Source organism: Kocuria carniphila, assembly GCF_004136555.1.
Classification (GTDB): domain Bacteria; phylum Actinomycetota; class Actinomycetes; order Actinomycetales; family Micrococcaceae; genus Kocuria; species Kocuria carniphila.
In genome coordinates this window covers 80,165-98,783 of the sequence record NZ_NOIT01000013.1, presented here as the reverse complement: position 1 = coordinate 98,783, position 18,619 = coordinate 80,165, and the positions used below count along the sequence as shown (strand labels likewise).

20 protein-coding genes are annotated in these 18,619 nt (G+C 64.1%); 3 read left to right on the top strand and 17 right to left on the bottom strand.

Annotated features, from left to right (window positions below):
- Window positions 1–41: 41 nt before the first annotated feature.
- Window positions 42–1,037: a translation initiation factor IF-3 gene (gene infC / locus EWV37_RS10945; protein ID WP_238663220.1), complete on the bottom strand. Its 996-nt coding sequence runs from the start codon at window positions 1,035–1,037 to the stop codon at window positions 42–44.
- Window positions 1,038–1,514: 477 nt separating this feature from the next.
- Between infC and EWV37_RS10940 the strand changes: the two genes are divergently transcribed.
- Complete coding sequence (locus EWV37_RS10940) at window positions 1,515–1,835, top strand: DUF1844 domain-containing protein (RefSeq protein ID WP_371514557.1); 321 nt, start codon at window positions 1,515–1,517, stop codon at window positions 1,833–1,835.
- Here the strand turns inward: EWV37_RS10940 and EWV37_RS10935 are convergent.
- From EWV37_RS10935 to EWV37_RS10910, 7 genes are all read right to left on the bottom strand, one after another.
- On the bottom strand, window positions 1,832–2,692 hold the full coding sequence (locus tag EWV37_RS10935) for an SseB family protein (protein ID WP_095796689.1): 861 nt from the start codon (window positions 2,690–2,692) through the stop codon (window positions 1,832–1,834). The two genes, EWV37_RS10940 and EWV37_RS10935, sit on opposite strands and share 4 nt — an antisense overlap.
- Window positions 2,685–3,434, bottom strand: a complete 750-nt coding sequence (priA, locus tag EWV37_RS10930; protein WP_095796690.1) for a bifunctional 1-(5-phosphoribosyl)-5-((5-phosphoribosylamino)methylideneamino)imidazole-4-carboxamide isomerase/phosphoribosylanthranilate isomerase PriA — start codon at window positions 3,432–3,434, stop codon at window positions 2,685–2,687. Before priA ends, EWV37_RS10935 begins: the two co-directional genes overlap by 8 nt.
- 73 nt (window positions 3,435–3,507) lie before the next feature.
- Window positions 3,508–3,669 carry a hypothetical protein gene (locus EWV37_RS15500; protein ID WP_165189398.1) on the bottom strand — a complete coding sequence of 54 codons (162 nt, stop codon included), beginning with the start codon at window positions 3,667–3,669 and terminating at the stop codon, window positions 3,508–3,510.
- Complete coding sequence (gene hisH, locus EWV37_RS10925; RefSeq protein ID WP_238663217.1) at window positions 3,666–4,391, bottom strand: imidazole glycerol phosphate synthase subunit HisH; 726 nt, start codon at window positions 4,389–4,391, stop codon at window positions 3,666–3,668. Before hisH ends, EWV37_RS15500 begins: the two co-directional genes overlap by 4 nt.
- The gene (gene hisB / locus EWV37_RS10920; protein ID WP_095796691.1) at window positions 4,388–5,005 is read right to left on the bottom strand and encodes an imidazoleglycerol-phosphate dehydratase HisB; all 618 of its coding nucleotides are present in this window, start codon (window positions 5,003–5,005) and stop codon (window positions 4,388–4,390) included. Before hisB ends, hisH begins: the two co-directional genes overlap by 4 nt.
- Before the next feature lie 117 nt (window positions 5,006–5,122).
- Entirely contained in the window at window positions 5,123–6,226 is a 1,104-nt protein-coding gene (locus EWV37_RS10915; protein ID WP_095796692.1) for a histidinol-phosphate transaminase, read from the bottom strand.
- A gap of 37 nt (window positions 6,227–6,263) precedes the next feature.
- On the bottom strand, window positions 6,264–6,623 hold the full coding sequence (locus tag EWV37_RS10910) for a LysM peptidoglycan-binding domain-containing protein (protein WP_095796693.1): 360 nt from the start codon (window positions 6,621–6,623) through the stop codon (window positions 6,264–6,266).
- A 307-nt stretch (window positions 6,624–6,930) separates the two neighbouring features.
- Between EWV37_RS10910 and lexA the strand changes: the two genes are divergently transcribed.
- Complete coding sequence (gene lexA / locus EWV37_RS10905) at window positions 6,931–7,680, top strand: transcriptional repressor LexA (RefSeq protein ID WP_129701564.1); 750 nt, start codon at window positions 6,931–6,933, stop codon at window positions 7,678–7,680.
- Window positions 7,681–7,844: 164 nt separating this feature from the next.
- Here the strand turns inward: lexA and EWV37_RS10900 are convergent, their stop codons facing one another.
- Together EWV37_RS10900 and hflX are read right to left on the bottom strand one after the other, a co-directional pair.
- Window positions 7,845–9,905, bottom strand: a complete 2,061-nt coding sequence (locus EWV37_RS10900; RefSeq protein WP_129701562.1) for an ATP-dependent DNA helicase — start codon at window positions 9,903–9,905, stop codon at window positions 7,845–7,847.
- Window positions 9,906–9,907: 2 nt separating this feature from the next.
- Window positions 9,908–11,557 (bottom strand): GTPase HflX, encoded by a 1,650-nt coding sequence (hflX, locus tag EWV37_RS10895; protein WP_129701560.1) that lies wholly within the window; start codon window positions 11,555–11,557, stop codon window positions 9,908–9,910.
- 86 nt (window positions 11,558–11,643) lie between these two features.
- On the opposite strand from hflX, the gene EWV37_RS10890 reads away from it, so the two are divergent.
- Window positions 11,644–12,267: a class I SAM-dependent methyltransferase gene (locus EWV37_RS10890; RefSeq protein ID WP_095796697.1), complete on the top strand. Its 624-nt coding sequence runs from the start codon at window positions 11,644–11,646 to the stop codon at window positions 12,265–12,267.
- Window positions 12,268–12,400: 133 nt separating this feature from the next.
- Here the strand turns inward: EWV37_RS10890 and dapF are convergent, their stop codons facing one another.
- The 7 genes from dapF to EWV37_RS10855 all read right to left on the bottom strand — a co-directional run bounded on the left by dapF (window position 12,401) and on the right by EWV37_RS10855 (window position 18,544).
- Complete coding sequence (gene dapF, locus EWV37_RS10885) at window positions 12,401–13,333, bottom strand: diaminopimelate epimerase (protein ID WP_371514558.1); 933 nt, start codon at window positions 13,331–13,333, stop codon at window positions 12,401–12,403.
- Between the two features lie 22 nt (window positions 13,334–13,355).
- The gene (miaA, locus tag EWV37_RS10880; protein ID WP_129701558.1) at window positions 13,356–14,291 is read right to left on the bottom strand and encodes a tRNA (adenosine(37)-N6)-dimethylallyltransferase MiaA; all 936 of its coding nucleotides are present in this window, start codon (window positions 14,289–14,291) and stop codon (window positions 13,356–13,358) included.
- Entirely contained in the window at window positions 14,292–15,803 is a 1,512-nt protein-coding gene (gene miaB / locus EWV37_RS10875; RefSeq protein WP_193554317.1) for a tRNA (N6-isopentenyl adenosine(37)-C2)-methylthiotransferase MiaB, read from the bottom strand.
- A gap of 51 nt (window positions 15,804–15,854) precedes the next feature.
- Window positions 15,855–16,481: a regulatory protein RecX gene (locus EWV37_RS10870; RefSeq protein ID WP_129701556.1), complete on the bottom strand. Its 627-nt coding sequence runs from the start codon at window positions 16,479–16,481 to the stop codon at window positions 15,855–15,857.
- Between the two features lie 16 nt (window positions 16,482–16,497).
- Window positions 16,498–17,631 carry a recombinase RecA gene (gene recA / locus EWV37_RS10865; protein WP_095796700.1) on the bottom strand — a complete coding sequence of 378 codons (1,134 nt, stop codon included), beginning with the start codon at window positions 17,629–17,631 and terminating at the stop codon, window positions 16,498–16,500.
- A 164-nt stretch (window positions 17,632–17,795) separates the two neighbouring features.
- Entirely contained in the window at window positions 17,796–18,017 is a 222-nt protein-coding gene (locus tag EWV37_RS10860; RefSeq protein WP_095796701.1) for a DUF3046 domain-containing protein, read from the bottom strand.
- Between the two features lie 101 nt (window positions 18,018–18,118).
- Entirely contained in the window at window positions 18,119–18,544 is a 426-nt protein-coding gene (locus tag EWV37_RS10855; RefSeq protein ID WP_016996785.1) for a helix-turn-helix domain-containing protein, read from the bottom strand.
- Window positions 18,545–18,619: the final 75 nt, after the last annotated feature.

The window sequence follows — 18,619 nt, the reverse complement described above, 5'->3', positions numbered from 1 at the left end:
TTGCACGCCCAACGATGTCAATTCACTGTGTGCTGCGCGCCTCAGCGCTTAGCGGGACCCGGCTTGGGAGCTCCGGGCTTGGGGGCACCGGGCTTCGGGGCCGCGACGGGCTTGGGAGCAGCCTTGGGCTTCTCCTTGGCCGCCTTGGGCTTGGTCGACGACGCCGCCGCCTTGGGCTTCTCGGTGGAAGCCTCCTCGGTGCGCTTCTCCGCCTGTTCCTCCGTCTCGGTCACTGCCGGAGCAGCCTGACCGATCTTGGGATCAACGGCCGGAGCATCCACAACCTTGGGTTCAGCCTTGGGTGCCTCGACCTCGGTGGACTCGGGCTTGGTATCAGCCTGGTCCGAAACTTTGGCCTGCTCGGTGTTCTGAGCCGGTGCTTCTTCCGTGGTCTCCGGAGCGGTTGCCTTGCTCCGCAGTTCCTCCGGGAACGCATCCCCGATGGACTGGGTCACGGGGGCAGCCTTGGAGGTGTCCACCCGCTGCTTCCGCTCGTTGTCCGCCTTGGACTCGTCGCGCTGCTTCTGACGACGGGCCTCGGCGCGAGCCTCAGCCTTGTTCTTCAGCGGACCGATGACCATGACCATGTTGCGACCGTCGACGCGGGGGTTGGTTTCCACCACACCCACCTCGGCGACATCTTCCGCGAGACGCTCGAGCAAACGGACGCCCATTTCGGGGCGCTGCTGCTCACGGCCACGGAACTGGATCATGGCCTTGACCTTGTCGCCAGCACCCAAGAAGCGCTTGGCGTGACCGACCTTGGTCTCGTAGTCGTGAGTGTCGATCTTCAGGCGGAACCGAACTTCCTTGAGCACGGTATTCGCCTGGTTCTTGCGAGCCTCACGAGCCTTGACCGCGGCCTCGTACTTGTACTTGCCGAAGTCCATGAGCTTGGCCACCGGAGGCTTGGCGTTGGGTGCGACCTCGACCAGATCGAGATCCGATTCGCGTGCTAGCCGCAGTGCGTCCTGGACGCGTACGATGCCAACCTGCTCGCCGCCGGGTCCGACAAGGCGGACCTCCGGGACACGGATTCTGTCATTGATACGTGGATCGCTAATGCCAATCTCCTGATGTTCGTGGGTTTCCCCGTTGCTATGAACTACCGCAACAAAAAACCTCCGCTGCGATAGGCGCGAGCGGAGGTTGAAACCACACTGTCATCAGAAATACGAATGGATCACACACCTCACGGCGTGGATCTCGGATTTCCGGTCACTGACCCGGAGTCCTACAACCCGGTTTGACGCGGGCGGACACGGGTGGGAGTTACCTCCACTTGCACACTGCCAAATAGTTTAGCGCATGGGCGGCCGTGAGCGCGAACCGTGGAGGTGATGATCGCCTCACCACCCGCACATATTGCTCGGCGCCGCCGCGTTGCCAGACTGATTTAGAGTAGATCCATGACCGATGCACCGCGCAACGAGCGCTTCGAATTCGACGACAACACCCAGGGCCACGGCGCACACGGCGCCCCCGACGAGACCGTCGAGGCGGTCAACGAGCAGATGCGCGACATCGCGGAAGTTCCCGCCGTCGAGGTCATTACTACGGCCGCCGTTCACCTCATGAGTGCCGCGGCCGTGAAGTGCGGCCTGGCCGCTGGTGACGACGCCGAGGAACTCAAGGACCTCGATGAGGCCCGCAAACTCATTACCGCACTGGCGGGTTATGTCACCGCCGCCGCCCCGGAGATCGGCTCGCAGCACGCGGCTCCCCTGCGTGACGGTTTGAAGTCCCTGCAGTTAGCTTTCCGTGAGGCATCCCCGTTCCCGGACGCCCCCGGCGCCGGCCCCGGTGAAAAGTTCACCGGCCCGGTGTTCGGCTAAGCGGTCAGGCGAAGCCCCAAGGAATCCACGTTCTCGGCCATGATCGGCTCGGTGACCAGCTTCTGCTGGTACTGGCCGATCGTGGCCTGAACCATTTCTTGGGTCAGTCCTGGAGTCAGTTGCAACACGATCACGAGTTCGGGACCCGTGGCGCCGCCGTTCAGCAGTGCCCCGTCCGATCGCTTCCCATTGATTCCGGGGCCCGGCTCGGTGCGTGCGGAGACAATGTGCTCCATGTCCAGGGCGGCACGCAGAACGGCGTCGTCCACGGAGAAATCCAGGTACGACGGCGTCCAGGCCGTAGCTTTCGCCACGCACCACATCGCCGGACGACGCACCACGAAGGCCGGGTCAGAACCCGGATTCACGACCAGTAGATCTGATCCGTCCTGAACCGCGGACAGCGCTGCCTTGCGGATATCCACCGCAACGGGTCGCGCCTCGGAGTTCCACGCGGACAGCTCATTCACAGCGGTGAACACCGGCAGGGCCTTGCGGCCGTCGGCGGTGCGCAGACTCACCAGGGCCATGTCAGCTTCCTTATCGGACACCAAACCGTGTTCAGTGATCTCAGAATGGGTGACCTCGGCCACGATCGGCACGAAGACCCTGATACCGGGCAGTGCCGCAACGACATCCGTTTCGGAGGCGCGCCCTTCTCGCCACGCCGCCAAGGCGGCGGAAATCCCGGGTGCCGCGGCGCCGTCGTCGTCGGGGAAGAGGTGCGTGTGACTGGTGCCCTCCCCCAGGTTGCGACCCTCCCACGCCTGGCCGCCGGTGTCCTCGCTACCGCCGGCCGAGCGTAGTTGCGCCGCGATGTGCGCGGGCAACGATCGAGAGTCGGAGCTATCAGGCATTCGGGCGACCGGCCACGTCGAGGGCCTCGGGCAGCGTGAACTTACCCGCGTAGAGGGCCTTTCCCACGATGGCGCCCTCGACGCCCACGGGCACGAGTTCGCGCAGCGCAGCGATGTCCTCAAGAGAGGACACGCCGCCGGAGGCCACCACGGGCTTGTCGGTGCGACGGGCCACCTCGGCCAGCAAGTCCACGTTGGGGCCCTTGAGCGTGCCGTCCTTGGTCACGTCCGTGACCACGTAACGGGAGCAGCCGTCGGCCTCGAGGCGATCCAGGACCTCCCAGAGATCGCCGCCTTCCTTGGTCCAGCCGCGCGCGGCCAGGGTGGTGCCGCGAACGTCCAGGCCCACGGCGATCACGTCACCGTGCTCGGCAATCACGCGCTGGGTCCACTCGGGATTCTCGAGGGCTGCGGTGCCCAAGTTGATGCGAGCGGGGTTGAGGGACAGAACCCGCTCGAGGGATTCGTTGTCACGGATACCGCCGGACATCTCGATCTTCATCTCGATCCGCTCGGCCACGCGACGCAGCACGTCGATGTTGTCACCGCGACCGAACGCCGCGTCCAGGTCCACCAGGTGCAGCCATTCCGCCCCGGCCTCCTGCCACATGAGTGCGGCGTCCACGGGATCGCCGTACCCGGTTTCGGAACCGGCCTCACCCTGAACGAGACGCACGGCCTGGCCGTCTTGCACGTCCACGGCGGGCAACAATTCCAAACGGGGGGTGGTGTCTTGAGACATGGTTCTCCTTACCGGCGGTGGATACCGCTCAATGACTGCACGAAAGATGCCGCGACCCACGCCGCGGCGGGAACTACACGGACGTGAACCAGGAATACGCGCCGTAAATGATCAGCGCCAAGGCAATGGCCGCCAAGAGCAACACCGACCACAGCGGTTTCTTCTGTTGCTTGAACGAAATGGCACCACCGGCGAAGAACGCCCCCAGCACCATGGTCAGCATGGAGAAGGTCACTTTTCGACCTCCGCGCCCCGCGCCGGCATACGGTCCGCCATGCGGCCGGTGCGCGGCAGCGTGCTGAGCCAATTGCGCAACAGGGCAATGCCTGCGGCCGAGGACTTCTCCGGGTGGAACTGCGTCGCACTCAGCGCGCCGTTCTCCACCGCCGCAACGAACGGGCCACCGTGCTCGGACCACGTGACGCCCGGTGCCTTCATGCGCTCAATGGTCTGATCGAAATTCCAGTCCTGCACACCGTAGGAGTGCACGAAGTAGAAGCGCTCGTTCTCAATGCCCTTGAAGAGGATCGAATCCTGCGGCGGTTCCACAGTGTTCCAACCCATGTGGGGTACCACGGGTGCGTTCAGGCGCTCCACGGTTCCGGGCCACTGGGCCAAGCCTTCCGAACGTTCACCGTGTTCGACACCCTCATCGAACATGACCTGCAGGCCCACGCAGATGCCCAGAACGGGTCGGCCGCCGCTGAGGCGACGGTCGATGAGTCGGGGAGCCTGAACGGAGCGCAGTCCATCCATGACCGCTGCGAAGGCACCCACGCCGGGGACGACGAGCCCGTCGGCATCCATCACGTCCTGCGGATCGGCGCTGAGCTTCACGCGTGCTCCTGCGGCCTCCAGTGCGCGCACGGCCGAGTGCACATTGCCTGCGCCGTAATCGAGAACGACGACGCACGGGGCCTGTTCGGTCTCGGACACCTGTTCGTTACCGGGGTTCACAAAGCTCCCTTGGTGGACGGGATGGCGTCAGCCATGCGGGCATCGCGTTCCACGGCCTCGCGCAGTGCGCGGGCCAGTGCCTTGAACTGCGCTTCCACGATGTGGTGCGGGTCCCGACCGCGAATGACATCGATGTGCAGGCACAGCTGGGCGTGGTAGGCGAAGGACTCGAACACGTGGCGAGTCATCGAGCCGGTGAAGTGACCGCCGATCAAGTGGTACTGCTGGCCTTCGGGTTCGCCTGTGTGCACCACGTACGGTCGGCCGGACACGTCCACGACCGCCGAGGCCAACGCCTCGTCCAACGGGACGGTGGCCTGACCGAAGCGACGGATGCCTCGCTTGTCACCGAGCGCCTTCAGGAACGCGTCACCGAGCACGATGGCGGTGTCCTCGACCGTGTGGTGCACGTCGATGTCGGTGTCCCCGTGGGCCTGAACGTTGAGGTCGATCAGGGAGTGCTTGGACAGCGCCGTCAACATGTGGTTGTAGAAGGGCACGGTGGTCTCGATGTTGGACTGACCGGTGCCGTCCAGGTTCAGTTCCACGCGGACAGTGGATTCACTGGTTACGCGTTCCACCACGGCCGTACGAGGTGAGTTGGTTGGGGACATCACGGGGTGTAACTCCTCGAATTCTGCGTGCGCCTGCCGGAAACAGCGGCGCTCTTCAGTCTAATGCGCGGGCCTGCCGGGCCCGCTGGATGACGGGTGGATGACTCCACCCGCGGATTACTTCTGCTGCAGGTAGTTCTCCACTGCGGCCAGGAATGCGGTGGTTTCGTCCTCGGTGCCTGCGGTCACGCGCAGGTGGCCGGCGATTCCGACGTCGCGCACCAGAACGCCCTGATCCAACAGGTTCTGCCACATCTGCTGGGCGTTCTCCATGCCCCCGTAGAACACGAAGTTGGAATCAGATTCGGCCGGTTCCAGACCCAGGCGCTTGAGGTCGTCGACAATTCGGTCGCGCTGCATCTTGATGTCTTCTACGGTGCTCAACAGGACATCGCTGTGTTCGAGCGCCGCAAGGGCGGTCGCCTGGCTGACGGCGGAGAGGTGATAGGGCAACCGGACCAAACGGATGGCATCCGTGACCTCGGGGGCCGCGGCGAAATAGCCCAAACGGGCACCGGCCAGCGCAAAGGCCTTGCTCATGGTGCGGGTGACGATCAAGCGAGGGCGACCCTCGAGCAGTGTGAGCGCTGAAGGAGTGCCGAATCGGGCGAACTCCGCGTAGGCCTCATCCACGATGACCATGGAGTTGGATTCTTCCGCGGCCTCGTACACGGCTTCGACCACGTCCAGGCCAAGCGCAGTGCCGGTTGGATTATTCGGCGAGCACAGAATGACCACATCGGGCTTGTGCTCACGTACTTGCTTCGCGGCGGACTCAGCCGTCAAAGTGAAATCTTCCGCGCGCTGACCCGCGATGAACTTGGTTCCCGTCCCGGAGGCCAGCAAGGGGTACATCGAATAGGTCGGCACGAAGCTGAGGACCGAACGTCCGGGGCCACCAAATGTCTGCAGAATCTGCTGCAGGATCTCGTTGGAACCGTTGGCTGCCCAGAGGTTGTCGGCGGTCAGTCCGTGGTCCAGGTATGCGGCCAATGCCGTGCGAAGTTCCGTGAATTCCCGATCCGGATAGCGATTGAGCTGACCCGCGGCCCGCGAAACACGCTCGGTGATGGCGTCCACCACGGGCTGGGGAACGGGGTGTGTGTTCTCGTTCGTGTTCAAGGCAACCGCAACATCTAGTTGGGGTGCGCCGTACGGGGACATGCCCCGCAGGTTCTCACGGAGGGGCAGGGCTTCTAGGCGATCGAGATTTTGGCTCACTCCCCTAGCTTAAGCGCCGAGCAGGCCTTCACACGATTCAGCGTGCGGGGATCTCCAGCAGCTGACCGGCGGACAGTTCCGAGGATGCCAGTCCGTTGAGCTCCACAATGTCGTCCATGACCTCACGGGTGTCGCGCTGCGGGTCCGCCGCGTAAGCGATCTCCCACAGGGACTGATCGGACTGGACGGTCACGGAGTGGGTTACCGGTTCACCCACGGGATCGGTATTGGCCTGAACGGTGGAGGGAAGCAGGAAGATGACCGCAACCACCAGCAGTGCGGCGGCACCCGTAATGAGCGGCAGCCCGATGAAGACGAACCGTCCGCGACGGGTCAGGTTGAGCTTGGGCGCGCGAGTGAAGCTCTGGGCGCTGGTGGGCAAGATATGTGTGGTCATGGCAACCTCCTGGTGAACTTTCCGGTGACCGCGGGATGAAGCGGCAGGGTGTTCGAACCCTTTCCCCGGCGTTAGAACACGTTTTCGAATATCTGCGTTAAGTTCTAGCACGGGTGTACGAACCTTGTCGAGAGAAAAATCGAACATGTGTTTGAGTCCTCACTCTTGGCGCACTAGTCTTGAAGCAACGTCCGTACTAGTTGACCGAACGTCACTGACACGCATAAGCGGCAGGATTGAACTCGACGGGTACGGAGTACGTCGCGGTTGACCCCGCGGTCGGAAAACGGTGAAAGGACCCCAACTCGTGAGCACACCTTCCCCCTCCGGTTCGGAGTCCCCGCGACCCCAGCGGCCATTGACCGCGCGTCAGCGAACCATCCTGGGGGCGGTGCAGCAAGCCATCGGTGAGCGCGGTTATCCCCCGTCGATGCGTGAAATCGGCGATATTGTGGGCCTCGCCTCGCTATCGAGCGTGACCCACCAATTGGGCCAGCTCGAGAAGCTTGGCTATATCCGCCGAGACCCTCGGCGCCCTCGGGCCATGGAAGTTCTGCGCCCGCTCTCGGAGGCCGAACTGGCTCGGGAACTGGGCGAGCCAGAACCGGCCGAGCAGTCTCCGAAGGCTTCGGACGGCACACTGCACAACGTCACGCAGTTGCCCACCACCAGCCCGGATGACTCCATGGCTTCGGTGCCCCTGGTCGGACGAATCGCGGCCGGTGGCCCCATTACGGCAGAGCAGTCGGTCGAAGACGTGTTCTCACTTCCGCGCGAGTTCGTCGGTCACGGTGACCTGTTCATGCTCAAGGTGTCCGGTGATTCGATGATCGACGCCGCTATCTGTGACGGTGACTGGGTCGTGGTGCGCCAGCAGAACACCGCGCTCAACGGTGACATCGTGGCGGCCCTGCTCGATGACGAGGCTACGGTCAAGACCTTCCGCCAGCGTGACGGTCACACCTGGCTACTGCCGCAGAACACCCAGTACGAGCCCATCCTGGGCGATCACGCCACGGTGATGGGCAAGGTTGTATCGGTTTTCCGGTCCCTCTGACGGATCCTCCATTAGCCACTCACCATGAAAGAACCGGCCCGTAGGTGAATTCACCTACCGGGCCGGTTTCCGTTCGGGGGTTCACCAAAAGGAAACGGCTCCCAGCGACTGCAGGATCACGTTCCGCCCGTGTCTGAACGTCATCTCCCCATGCTGCTGCGGAACTACTGCGAGCTGCTGAGCCGTTTCAGTGCGCCCAGCACCTTGGACTTGTCCGCGGTGGGCCACAACGGCGGCAGTGACTTGGTCAGGAAGGTTCCGTATCGCGCCGTCGCCAATCGCGAATCGAGCACGGCAACCACACCGCGGTCGTTGCTGGAACGGATCAGGCGTCCCGCACCCTGGGCAAGCTTCACCGCGGCGTGAGTCGCGGACACGGCCATGAAGCCGTTACCACCGGCACGTTCGATGGCCCTGGTCCGGGCGGTCCCCAGTGGATCATCAGGCCGCGGGAACGGAATGCGGTCGATGACCACCAAGCGACACGAATTCCCGGGCACGTCCACGCCCTGCCACAGGCTCATGGTCCCGAAAAGACTGGCGGTGGGGTCGTCCGTGAAGTCCTTCACCAGCGACGGCAGGGACGCCTCCCCCTGGCAGAGGATCTCAGTGTCGATCAGTTCGCGCAGTTTCTCGGTTGCCTCTTCCGCTGCGCGGCGGGACGAGAACAGCCCCAGGGCACCACCGTTGGAGGCCTTGAGCAGTTCGGCCAATTCAGCCAACTGCTCCGAGGACACGCCCCGGCCCGGCTTGGGTAGGTGCCTGGCCACGTACAGGATTCCCTGCTTGGGGTAGTTGAACGGGCTTCCCACGTCCACGCCGCGCCACGGCGGAGCGCCCGCACCCTGCAGACCGAGGGCACCGGCCACGGACGAGAACGATGACCCCACGGCCAACGTGGCAGAAGTCAGCACCACCGTGCGGCCGTCGAAGAGTCCTTCTCGCAGCGCGCCCGCCACGCTGAGCGGAGCGATATTGAGGGTTGCCGGTTCACCGGCATCCGGTGACACGTAGCCGGAGGACTGCCCCCAACGCCCCACACGGGAGATCCACAGGACATCGTGATCCGTGTTGGCCGTGAGCAGGCGATCAGCGGTGTCGAGAATCTCGGACAACCGTGACCGCGCCGCATGACGGCCCGCGTCCTCCGCGTTGGAGTCACCCTTGGTCGCGCTCAATCCGGCACGTGCGGCGTCCTGCACTCCCCGCACGGCGTAGACCTGCTCTTCGGTGAATCCTCGCGGCAGCAGTCCGTTCGGATCGCCGTTGAAAGCTCGGTCGAAGGCATCCGCAGCCTTGTCCAGGTCCTCGTGCGGGGCCGCGGTGTGTTTACGCACGCCGCTCGCCGCCGCGCGTACCGCGGCACCGGACAACGCACCGGTGACGGCCCCCGTGACCCGGTCCTGCAGTTCGTGAGCCTCGTCCACGACCACCACGTCGTGTTCGGGCAGCACGGCCAACCCCTCGAAGGCGTTGATGGCCAGCAGCGCGTGGTTGGTGATCACCACGTCCGCTTCGCCCGCGGCCAACCGTGCTTTCTCGGCAAAGCATTCCTCGATCAGCGGGCATTTGCGCCCGATGCACTCACGAGCGGTCACGGAGACCTGACGCCAGGCTGCATCGGAAACGCCGGGCTGCACGTCGTCCCGGTCCCCGGTCTCTGTGGACTCGACCCATTCGCGCAACCGCTTGACCTGCTGGCCCAACTTACCCACGGCCGTCTCCCCGCCACGAGCGGAACCGGCCGGTTCAGCGAGATTGAACAGAGCGGCGTCGTCATCGGTGGGGTACCCACCGCCGATCTTGTGCAGGCACGCGTAATTGGAGCGGCCCTTGAGCAGGGCCACGTTGGGCCGGTGCTCCAGGTGCTCCTCGACCGCATCCAATACCCGCGGCACGTCGCGACCGGTCACCTGCGACTGCAACGCCAAAGTCGCGGTCGAAATGATCACGGGTTTATCTGCGGTTTGGGCGTGCTCGAACACCGGAACCAGGTAGGCCAGGGATTTACCCGTGCCCGTACCCGCCTGAACCAAGAGGTGTTTGCGGGTGTCCAGGGCCTCGGCTACCTTGGCCGCCATGAACCGCTGCCCGTCGCGCCTCTGCCCGCCCATGGCGGTCACGGCGGCGTCGAGGAGCTCGAGCGAATCCTTGGCTCCGGGCAGGGTTTCGGGCCGAAGGTCCGAAATGTCGCGCCCGGTCTCGTCAATGAACGGGTCTGCCATACCTATGCGGTGTCCGCGCCGTTTTCGTCCGGCTGCGCATCTTCCGCCGACGCCGCTCCAAGCCGGTACTCCTCGAGTTCCGCCACGAGGCTTCCCCGGACGCGCACGCGCAAGCGCGTGCCGTCCTCGGTGTGCTCCGTGCTCAGAATCTCGGCGTCCTGGGCATGCAATCGCGAGACGACTTCACCGTGGACATAGGGAATCAGCAGGTCCAGCTCGTGATCCGGGCGCGGGATCGCCCGAGAGATCAGCTGCTTGAGTTCTTCGATGCCCTCACCCGTGCGAGCCGAGACGGCAACCGAAGGGCTCTCGTGGTTGAGTAGGCGGCCGAGCACCACGGGATCCGCGACGTCCGACTTGTTGAGCGCCACGATCTCCGGAATGTCGGTTGCGCCCACGTCCGTGAGGACATCGCGGACGGCCTTGAGCTGGCCCTCGGGATCCGGGTGCGAGGCATCGACCACGTGCACGATGACATCGGCATCGGCAACTTCTTCGAGCGTCGAGCGGAAGGCCTCGACGAGCTGGGTGGGCAGCGAACGCACGAAACCCACGGTGTCCGAGAGCGTGTAGCCGATCCCGTCCGGGGTTTCCGCCTTGCGCACTGTGGGGTCCAACGTGGCGAACAGCGCGTTCTCCACGAGCACGCCCGCGTCGGTGAGCCGGTTGAGCAGTGAGGACTTACCGGCGTTGGTGTATCCGGCAATGGCCACCGACGGCACCGAGAACCGCTTGCGGTTGAGCCGCTTGGTTTCGCGGGCGGGCTTCATTGCTTCGATCTCGCGGCGCAGTTTAGCCATGCGCTGGCGGATCCTGCGTCGGTCGAGTTCGATCTTGGTTTCACCGGGGCCACGCGAGCCAATGCCTTCACCGGCAGCGGCACGGCCACCGGCCTGGCGGGACAGCGACTCACCCCAACCACGGAGGCGAGGGAGCATGTATTCCAGCTGTGCCAGTTCGACCTGCGCCTTGCCCTCTTTGGACTTGGCGTGTTGGGCGAAGATATCCAGGATCAGACCGGTGCGGTCGATGACCTTGACCTTGACCACGTCTTCCAGGGCACGACGCTGGGACGGCGCGAGTTCGGCATCGACGACCACGGTGTCCGCCCCGGTTGCCGCGACCACGTCCCGGAGTTCCATGGCCTTGCCCGAGCCCAGGTAGGTTCCAGGATCCGGGTTCACACGGCGCTGGAGCATTCCGTCCATGACCTCGGAACCGGCGGTCTCTGCGAGCGCGGCGAGTTCCCGGAGTGAATTCTCCGCGTCAGCCAGGGTTCCGGCGGACCACAGGCCGGCGAGCACCACGCGTTCCAGGCGGAGCTGACGGTATTCGACCTCGGTGACGTCTTCGAGTTCGGTGGAGAGACCGGCGACACGGCGCAGTGCATGACGTTCGGCAAGGTCTTGTTGCTCGCCGTCGGCGTCGGAGAACTGCGGATCCTCGTCGAGAAGTTCGCGCGCGCGGCCCAGGGGGTCGCGGCGCTGTTCGGTGGCATCCTGAGCGCCGTCGCGGAAAATGGTGGGTTCCTTCTGCGCGTGGGCGCGAGCCAGAACCCTGGCGACGACGTCTTCGAGATCGGCGCCCGAGGGTTCCCCCGGTGTCACCGACGCGCGGTGCTGGGAGTCTTCGGGGCGGTGAGATTCAGTCATAATTCCTTGATCTGCAAGCTGCTGGTAATTCGTTCAGTCTATCGCTGCACCCCGACACGGAGCGCTGAGCGATAGCATGTGGAGCCATGGCCCCAGAACCGCACAGTGCGCATTACTTTGTGACCGATCCGTCCCTGCCGGAGAAGCCCCGGCAGATTTCAGTGGACCTGCGTGGTCGCGAAGTGCGAGTTCAGACCGCCGCCGGAGTGTTCTCCCCCGGTGATCTGGACAAGGGAACCGCCGCACTCTTGCGCAACGTTCCCGATCCGACCGGCCGTCATTTCTTGGATATTGGTTGTGGCTGGGGTCCGTTGACCCTGGCCATGGGATTGGCCGATCCGGAGGCCACGGTAACGGCGGTCGATGTCAATGACCGCAGTCTTGACCTCACCCGCCGAAACGCCGAGGCTCACGGACTGTCCCACGTGGAGACCTTCCGCCCCGAGGACGTTCCCCAGGATCGCCAGTTCGACACCGTGTGGTCCAACCCGCCCATTCGCGTGGGCAAGGAAGCACTGCACGAGATTCTGCTGACGTGGCTGCCCCGACTGGCACCGGGCGGCACCGCCTGGTTGGTGGTTCAGAAGAACCTGGGCGGAGATTCACTGCAGCGCTGGCTCGGCACGGTCCTGGACGCCGAGGAGTTCACGATCGAACGCGCTGCCACGGACAAGGGCTTCCGGATCCTCACGGTAGAACGCGCGCGATAGCGCGGGCATTCCCGGCCATAGTCCCGCAGCTCGGGACCGGCCTCGAGAGCCGGCACAGATCTTTGCGACCTAGGACCGACGCGGTGAGCCGGGCCCAGTCCGACATCCCGGGGCCTCCGGATGGTGGAGCCCGTTATGCAAGGACGGCTCGGGCCACCACGCGAGTCGGTCCAGCCAGCACCACGTGCTCGGTGCCGTCGGTTGCGGGCACGAAGGTCACGGACAGCACTCCGCCCGGGACTTCCACCAACCAGCGGTCCGGTGCATCCGCGCCGCCCCAGAAGCGGGTTGCCGCCGCGGCCGCGCACGCGCCGGTGCCGCACGAATAGGTCTCCCCCACACCGCGCTCGAACACGCGCATGTGAATGCGGCCGACCTCGGTGTCGTCGTGATCAACGGGCACCACGAACTCGACGTTCGTGCCGTCCTCGGGTTCCGGCGAGACCGATGGCGCTCGGCGAAGGTCCAACTGATCCAGCTTGTCTTCCTCGGACAGGGCCACCACGGTGTGCGGGTTGCCCATGCTGATGGATAACCCCGGGCGGGGGACGCTCAAACCGTCGGTCGTGACCACGGCATCCGAGCCCTTTTCACGGGCGTCCTCACCGGCGATGAAGCTCCACGGCCCCATGTCCACGGCGTAACCGCCTTCGGTGCGGGCCACGGATCGCACACCCGCGCGGGTGCCGATGCGCAGCTGCGATCCCTGGGGAAGCTCCACGAGACCTTCCCGAACCATGTGGTCCACGAAAACGCGCACACCGTTGCCGCACATTTGCGCGATGGAACCATCAGCGTTGCGGTAATCCATGAACCACTCGACCGAGGGATCCTGCTCCGTGAGTTTCCGGCCCTCGGGCAGCTCACTCGCACGAACCACGCGAATCACGCCGTCCGCGCCAAGACCCATATGACGATCGCACACGGCCACCACGGTGTCCGCGGACAGCGGGATCTCACCGTGTTCATCCGTGAACACCACAAAGTCGTTGCCGGTTCCGTGGGCCTTTACCACTTCATGGTTCACCAATTCACGCCAGTCCACGGTCTTCACTCCCCGATCCACAGTTTCAGTCACGGCCGCCAGTTTACGCGGCCTCAATCATCCTCACGGCATCACATGCAAGTGCGTCCACGCCGCCGGGATGTCCCGCGTCGAGCCAGTGCACCCGCGGGTCCGCGTGGAACCACGTGCGTTGCCTCTTGGTGAAGCGACGGGTGGCCACCACGGTGTCCTCCCGGGCATCTTCCAAGGTCCGCTCCCCGGCCAGCACATCCAGGAGTTGGGGATAGCCCAGGGCCTTACCCGCCGTGGGGCTCTCGCGCAGACCCCGCTTCTCGAGCGAGCGCACCTCATCCAGCCATCCCGCGTCCAACATCCCGTCGATGCGTTGAGCGAGGCGTTCGTTGAGAACTTCACGGTCCATGTCCAGACCGAATTGCACCGTGGGGCGCACGTACTCGCGCTGCGGCATGAACGAGGTGAACGGTCGCCCGGTGACTTCGTAGACCTCCAGCGCCCGTACCAGCCGCCGGTCATCTTTGACGCGCGCTGCGGATTGGGGGTCGACGTCGCTCAGTCGCCTTAGGAGCGCGCCGCGCCCTTGTTCAGCCAATTCGTTCTCCAGGCGGGCCCGAACTGCGGGGTCCGTTCCGGGGAACTCGATGGCGTCCACGGCGGCGCGGACGTAGAGCCCCGAACCGCCGGCGAGGATCGGCACTTTGCCGCGCGCGGCGACGTCGTCGATTGCGGTCCGAGCGTCCGTCTGGAACCGGGCGACCGAGGCTTCCTCGGAAATATCCATGATGTCGAGCAGGTGGTGCGGGATACCGCGCTGCTCGGCGACTGACATCTTGGCGGTACCGATGTCCATGCCCCGATAGAACTGGAGGGCATCACCGTTGATGACCTCGCCATCGAGAGCTTCGGCGAGGGCCAGCGCGAGATCCGATTTACCGCTTCCGGTGGGACCAACCACGGCGATCAGTGGTGGGCCTTCGGGCGGCCATGAGATGGCAGCCACCTAATTGGTGCGCAGGGCAGGCATACCGAGCCCGACGGTGCCGGGCTTACCAGAACCGTCGGTGCCACAGGATTCCGCCTGGGCAGCTTCCCACGCGTCCCCGCCGCGGGAACGGCGCAGTGAATATTCGGTGGAGTCCTTGGGGTCGGCCAGCAAGTGGTAGGCCGCGGCCGCGGTGACCGGAACTGTCACGAAGTCACCCGGGCGCGGGGACTCAGCGCCCTCAGGCACGGAGAAGTGCACGAGCCGCTGGTCCTGCGACCGACCACTCAGGCGGTGGGTGCTCTCCGATTTACGGCCCTGGTGCGCGCTGACCAGGACCTCCACGGTGGAGCCGACCAACTGCTGGTTCAACCGCGCACTGATTCGGTCCTGCAGAGCTGTTAGCCGTTCGAAACGCTCTTGGACGATGTGGTGCGGAACCTGATTCGCCATCTCGCCAGCAGGGGTGCCGGGGCGAATCGAGTACTGGAACGTGAAGGCGGAGGAGAACTCGGAGGCCTCGACCACGTCCATCGTGGCCTGGAAGTCTTCTTCGGTCTCACCGGGGAATCCCACGATGATGTCGGTGGTGATCGCCGCGTTGGGAATCTGTTCACGGACCCGTTCGAGAATCCCCAGAAACTTCTTGGAGCGGTATGAGCGACGCATGTCCTTGAGGATCTGGTCAGAGCCCGACTGCAGCGGCATGTGCAACTGCGGCATCACGTTGGGGGTCTCGGCCATCGCGTCGATCACGTCGTCTGTAAAAGCCGCCGGGTGCGGACTGGTGAAGCGGACACGCTCCAGCCCTTCGATCTCGCCGCAGGCGCGCAGGAGCTTGGCGAACGCACCGCGGTCACCGAACTCCACACCGTAAGAGTTGACGTTCTGACCCAGCAGGGTGACTTCCACAGCGCCGGAATCCACGAGCGCCTGCACCTCGGCCAGGATGTCCCCGGGGCGGCGGTCTTTCTCCTTACCGCGCAGCTGCGGGACGATGCAGAACGTACAGGTGTTGTTGCAGCCCACCGAAATGGAGACCCATCCGGCGTACGCCTGCTCGCGTTTGGTGGGCAGAGTCGAGGGGAAAGTTTCGAGCGACTCGAGGATCTCGACCTCGGCCTGGTGATTATGACGGGCGCGCTCCAGCAACACTGGAAGGGAACCAATGTTGTGGGTACCGAACACGACATCCACCCAGGGGGCCTTTTCCACGATGGTGGAACGGTCTTTCTGAGCAAGGCAGCCGCCCACGGCGATCTGCATGCGCTCATTGCGCTTCTTGGCCGGTGCCAACTGACCGAGCTGGCCGTACAACTTGTTGTCCGCGTTTTCGCGCACCGCGCAGGTATTGAACACCACGAGATCAGGGTCTCGATCCACGGCGGGCACGTAGCCCGCTTCTTCGAGCAGACCGGTGATGCGCTCCGAATCGTGGGCGTTCATCTGGCAGCCCAGAGTGCGCACCTCATAAGCGGGCGCGGGCAGATCAGAGGCGGCGGGGGCGGCATTCACCAGTGTGTCGGTCAGTTGAGTCACCCCACTATGTTAAGGACCAGGTCAAATTAACCGAGTCATGCGCTACACGCTGGGCCAGGGATCCGGTTCCGAGAAGTCATTCTCGGTGCCGAACGCCGATAGCTCCTCTTTCACCACCCCGAACGCGAGTCCGGGCGGGTACCCCTTGCGACCGAGCATGCTGACGAGACGCCGGGTGACCTTGTCGACTTCTTTTCGATCCGAGAAATCGATGCTCTTGGGCATCTTCTTGCGTACGAGCTCGTGGGCATCCTCGGTCTCGTCCTCGTCGGTGCGTTGCTCAAGGGCTTCCTCCGCAAGTTCCCCCGTAATGCCCCGTTGTTGCAGTTCGCGGCGCAGCGCGTTGCGGGAAAGCTTGCGCGTTTCGGCTCGGGACCGCACGAACATCGCGGCGAAGGAGCGGTCGTCCACCAGGTTGACCTCTTCGAAGCGGTCCAGAACTTCCTGGGCGACTTCTTCGGGAACATCGCGGTCCGCGAGCTTGTCTTCGAGCTGCTTACGAGACTTGGCGGAGGCAGTGAGCTGGCGCAGCACGATGGCCCGAGCAACTTCACGCTGATCGGGCTCGACGTCCTGGCCAGCTGAGCCTTCCGCGGGTGGCTCCGCAGGACCTCGGTACCGTTCCGAGGCCCTGCGTCGCCGGGAGTTGTAGCTGGAGGACTGGCTCATCGCTCAGTCACCTCGATCAGAACGCGGGAAGTTCCGGCTTGGTCGAATCCGGAGCCTCAAGGATGTCGTCCTCGGGGGCTTCCACCACGGTGTCCTCCTCGGGCTCCTCGGTGCCCTCAGTGATGCCGAGCTTGACGAGGATCTTCCGCTCGATTTCCGCGGCCAACTCTGGGTTGTCCTTGAGGAACCGGCGGGAGTTCTCCTTACCCTGACCGAGCTGGTCACCTTCATAGGTGAACCAGGCACCGGACTTCTTGACGATTCCGTGCTCCACACCCATGTCGATCAGGCCACCCTCGATGGAGATGCCCTGGCCGTAGAGGATGTCGAACTCGGCCTGCTTGAAGGGCGGCGCCATCTTGTTCTTGACGATCTTGGCGCGGGTGCGGTTACCCACGGGGTTGGCGCCGTCCTTGAGAGTTTCAATACGACGGACGTCCACACGCACCGAGGCGTAGAACTTCAGAGCCTTACCACCGGTAGTGGTTTCCGGCGAGCCGAAGAACACACCGATCTTCTCGCGCAGCTGGTTGATGAAGATGGCGGTGGTGTTCGTGTGCGACAGACGACCGGTGATCTTACGCAGCGCCTGAGACATCAAACGCGCCTGCAGACCCACGTGGCTGTCGCCCATTTCGCCTTCGATTTCCGCCTTGGGGACCAGCGCTGCCACGGAGTCGATCACGACAATGTCGATGGAGCCGGAGCCCACCAGCATGTCCATGATCTCCAGTGCCTGCTCACCGGTGTCCGGCTGGGACACGAGTAGGTTGTCCGTGTCCACGCCCAACTTCTCGGCGTACACGGGATCCAGGGCGTGCTCTGCGTCGATGAACGCGGCGATACCGCCGGCGCGCTGAACGCTCGCCACTGCGTGGAGTGCCACGGTGGTCTTACCGGAAGATTCCGGACCGTAGATCTCGACCACGCGACCGCGCGGGAATCCTCCGATACCCAGGGCCACGTCCAAAGCGATGGAGCCAGTGGGAATGGTCTCGATGCGAGTGGCCGGGCGGTCACCCAGTCGCATGACCGAACCCTTGCCGTAGTTCTTGTCGATCTGTGCCAGGACAGTATCCAGAGCCTTCTCGCGATCGGAGCCGACCACCTGAGAGGGAACGGAAGTGGTTCCCTTTGACTTGGCTGCCATGATTCACCTCGGTTCTTAGGGGCCTGTGTTCCGGGCCCTGTTGTTTGGTTCGTGTCTCAACCTACTGAGGGGGTCCGACACGCATAAGGGCTCACGAAGGATGTGGAGCCCGGATGATCTGATTCGAATATACATTCGATTGGCGTTCGACGCCATTGCGCAGACTAGGACTTGGGTTCCCTGTCCGGGCCCCACCAACGCTCCTGCGGGATCTCCTGCGCTTTACAGATCGCGAACCACACGTGCTTGGGGTCGATGCCTGCGTCGAGGGCTTCGACGGCGGTCCGGTCCCCCACTTCTGCCATGACGAGATCTCGAGCGAGAACCTTGGAGTATCCGGACCCGAACTCGTGGGCCATGAACTCCCAGAACGTACTGATGCGCATGCGGCCTTTCCTAGCGGACTACAACGGTGGGGTGACATAACAAGGGCCCGCCGACAATGCCGACGGGCCCTGGAAACTCTAACGCTGGTGAGCGGATGGGATTAGTGCGCCGAAGTGGCTGCGCCCCCGCGCAACTGGCGGACCTCACGAGTGAACTCTTCGGTCATCTCGGAAGGCACGGTATCCGGAATGTAGTTGCCCTCGGCGTATGCGAGGCGATCTGCAACTTCACGCAGCATCTGTGACAGGGGAATTTCGAGAGCGGTGCAGATGGATGCCAGCAGCTCGGAGGATGCTTCCTTCTGGCCTCGCTCCACCTCGCTCAGGTAGCCCAGCGACACACGAGCACTGTGCGAAACTTCTCGCAGAGTGCGTCCCTGACGCTGGCGGACGCTACGGAGCACTTCGCCAATTTCTTGTCGCAAAACGCCCACTTTGACGTCCTTCGTCTCGGCATGTTCTTCGTCGGACAGTCCCACGTCCTTCCAACGGACGACACCATTGACGGACACGGGTTGCTTCGTCATGTGAATTGCCTACTCCTCGTACGAACGGTCAAACCGTTTAACCAGGTGCTTTCAGTCGGGCGGTAGCCACAACCT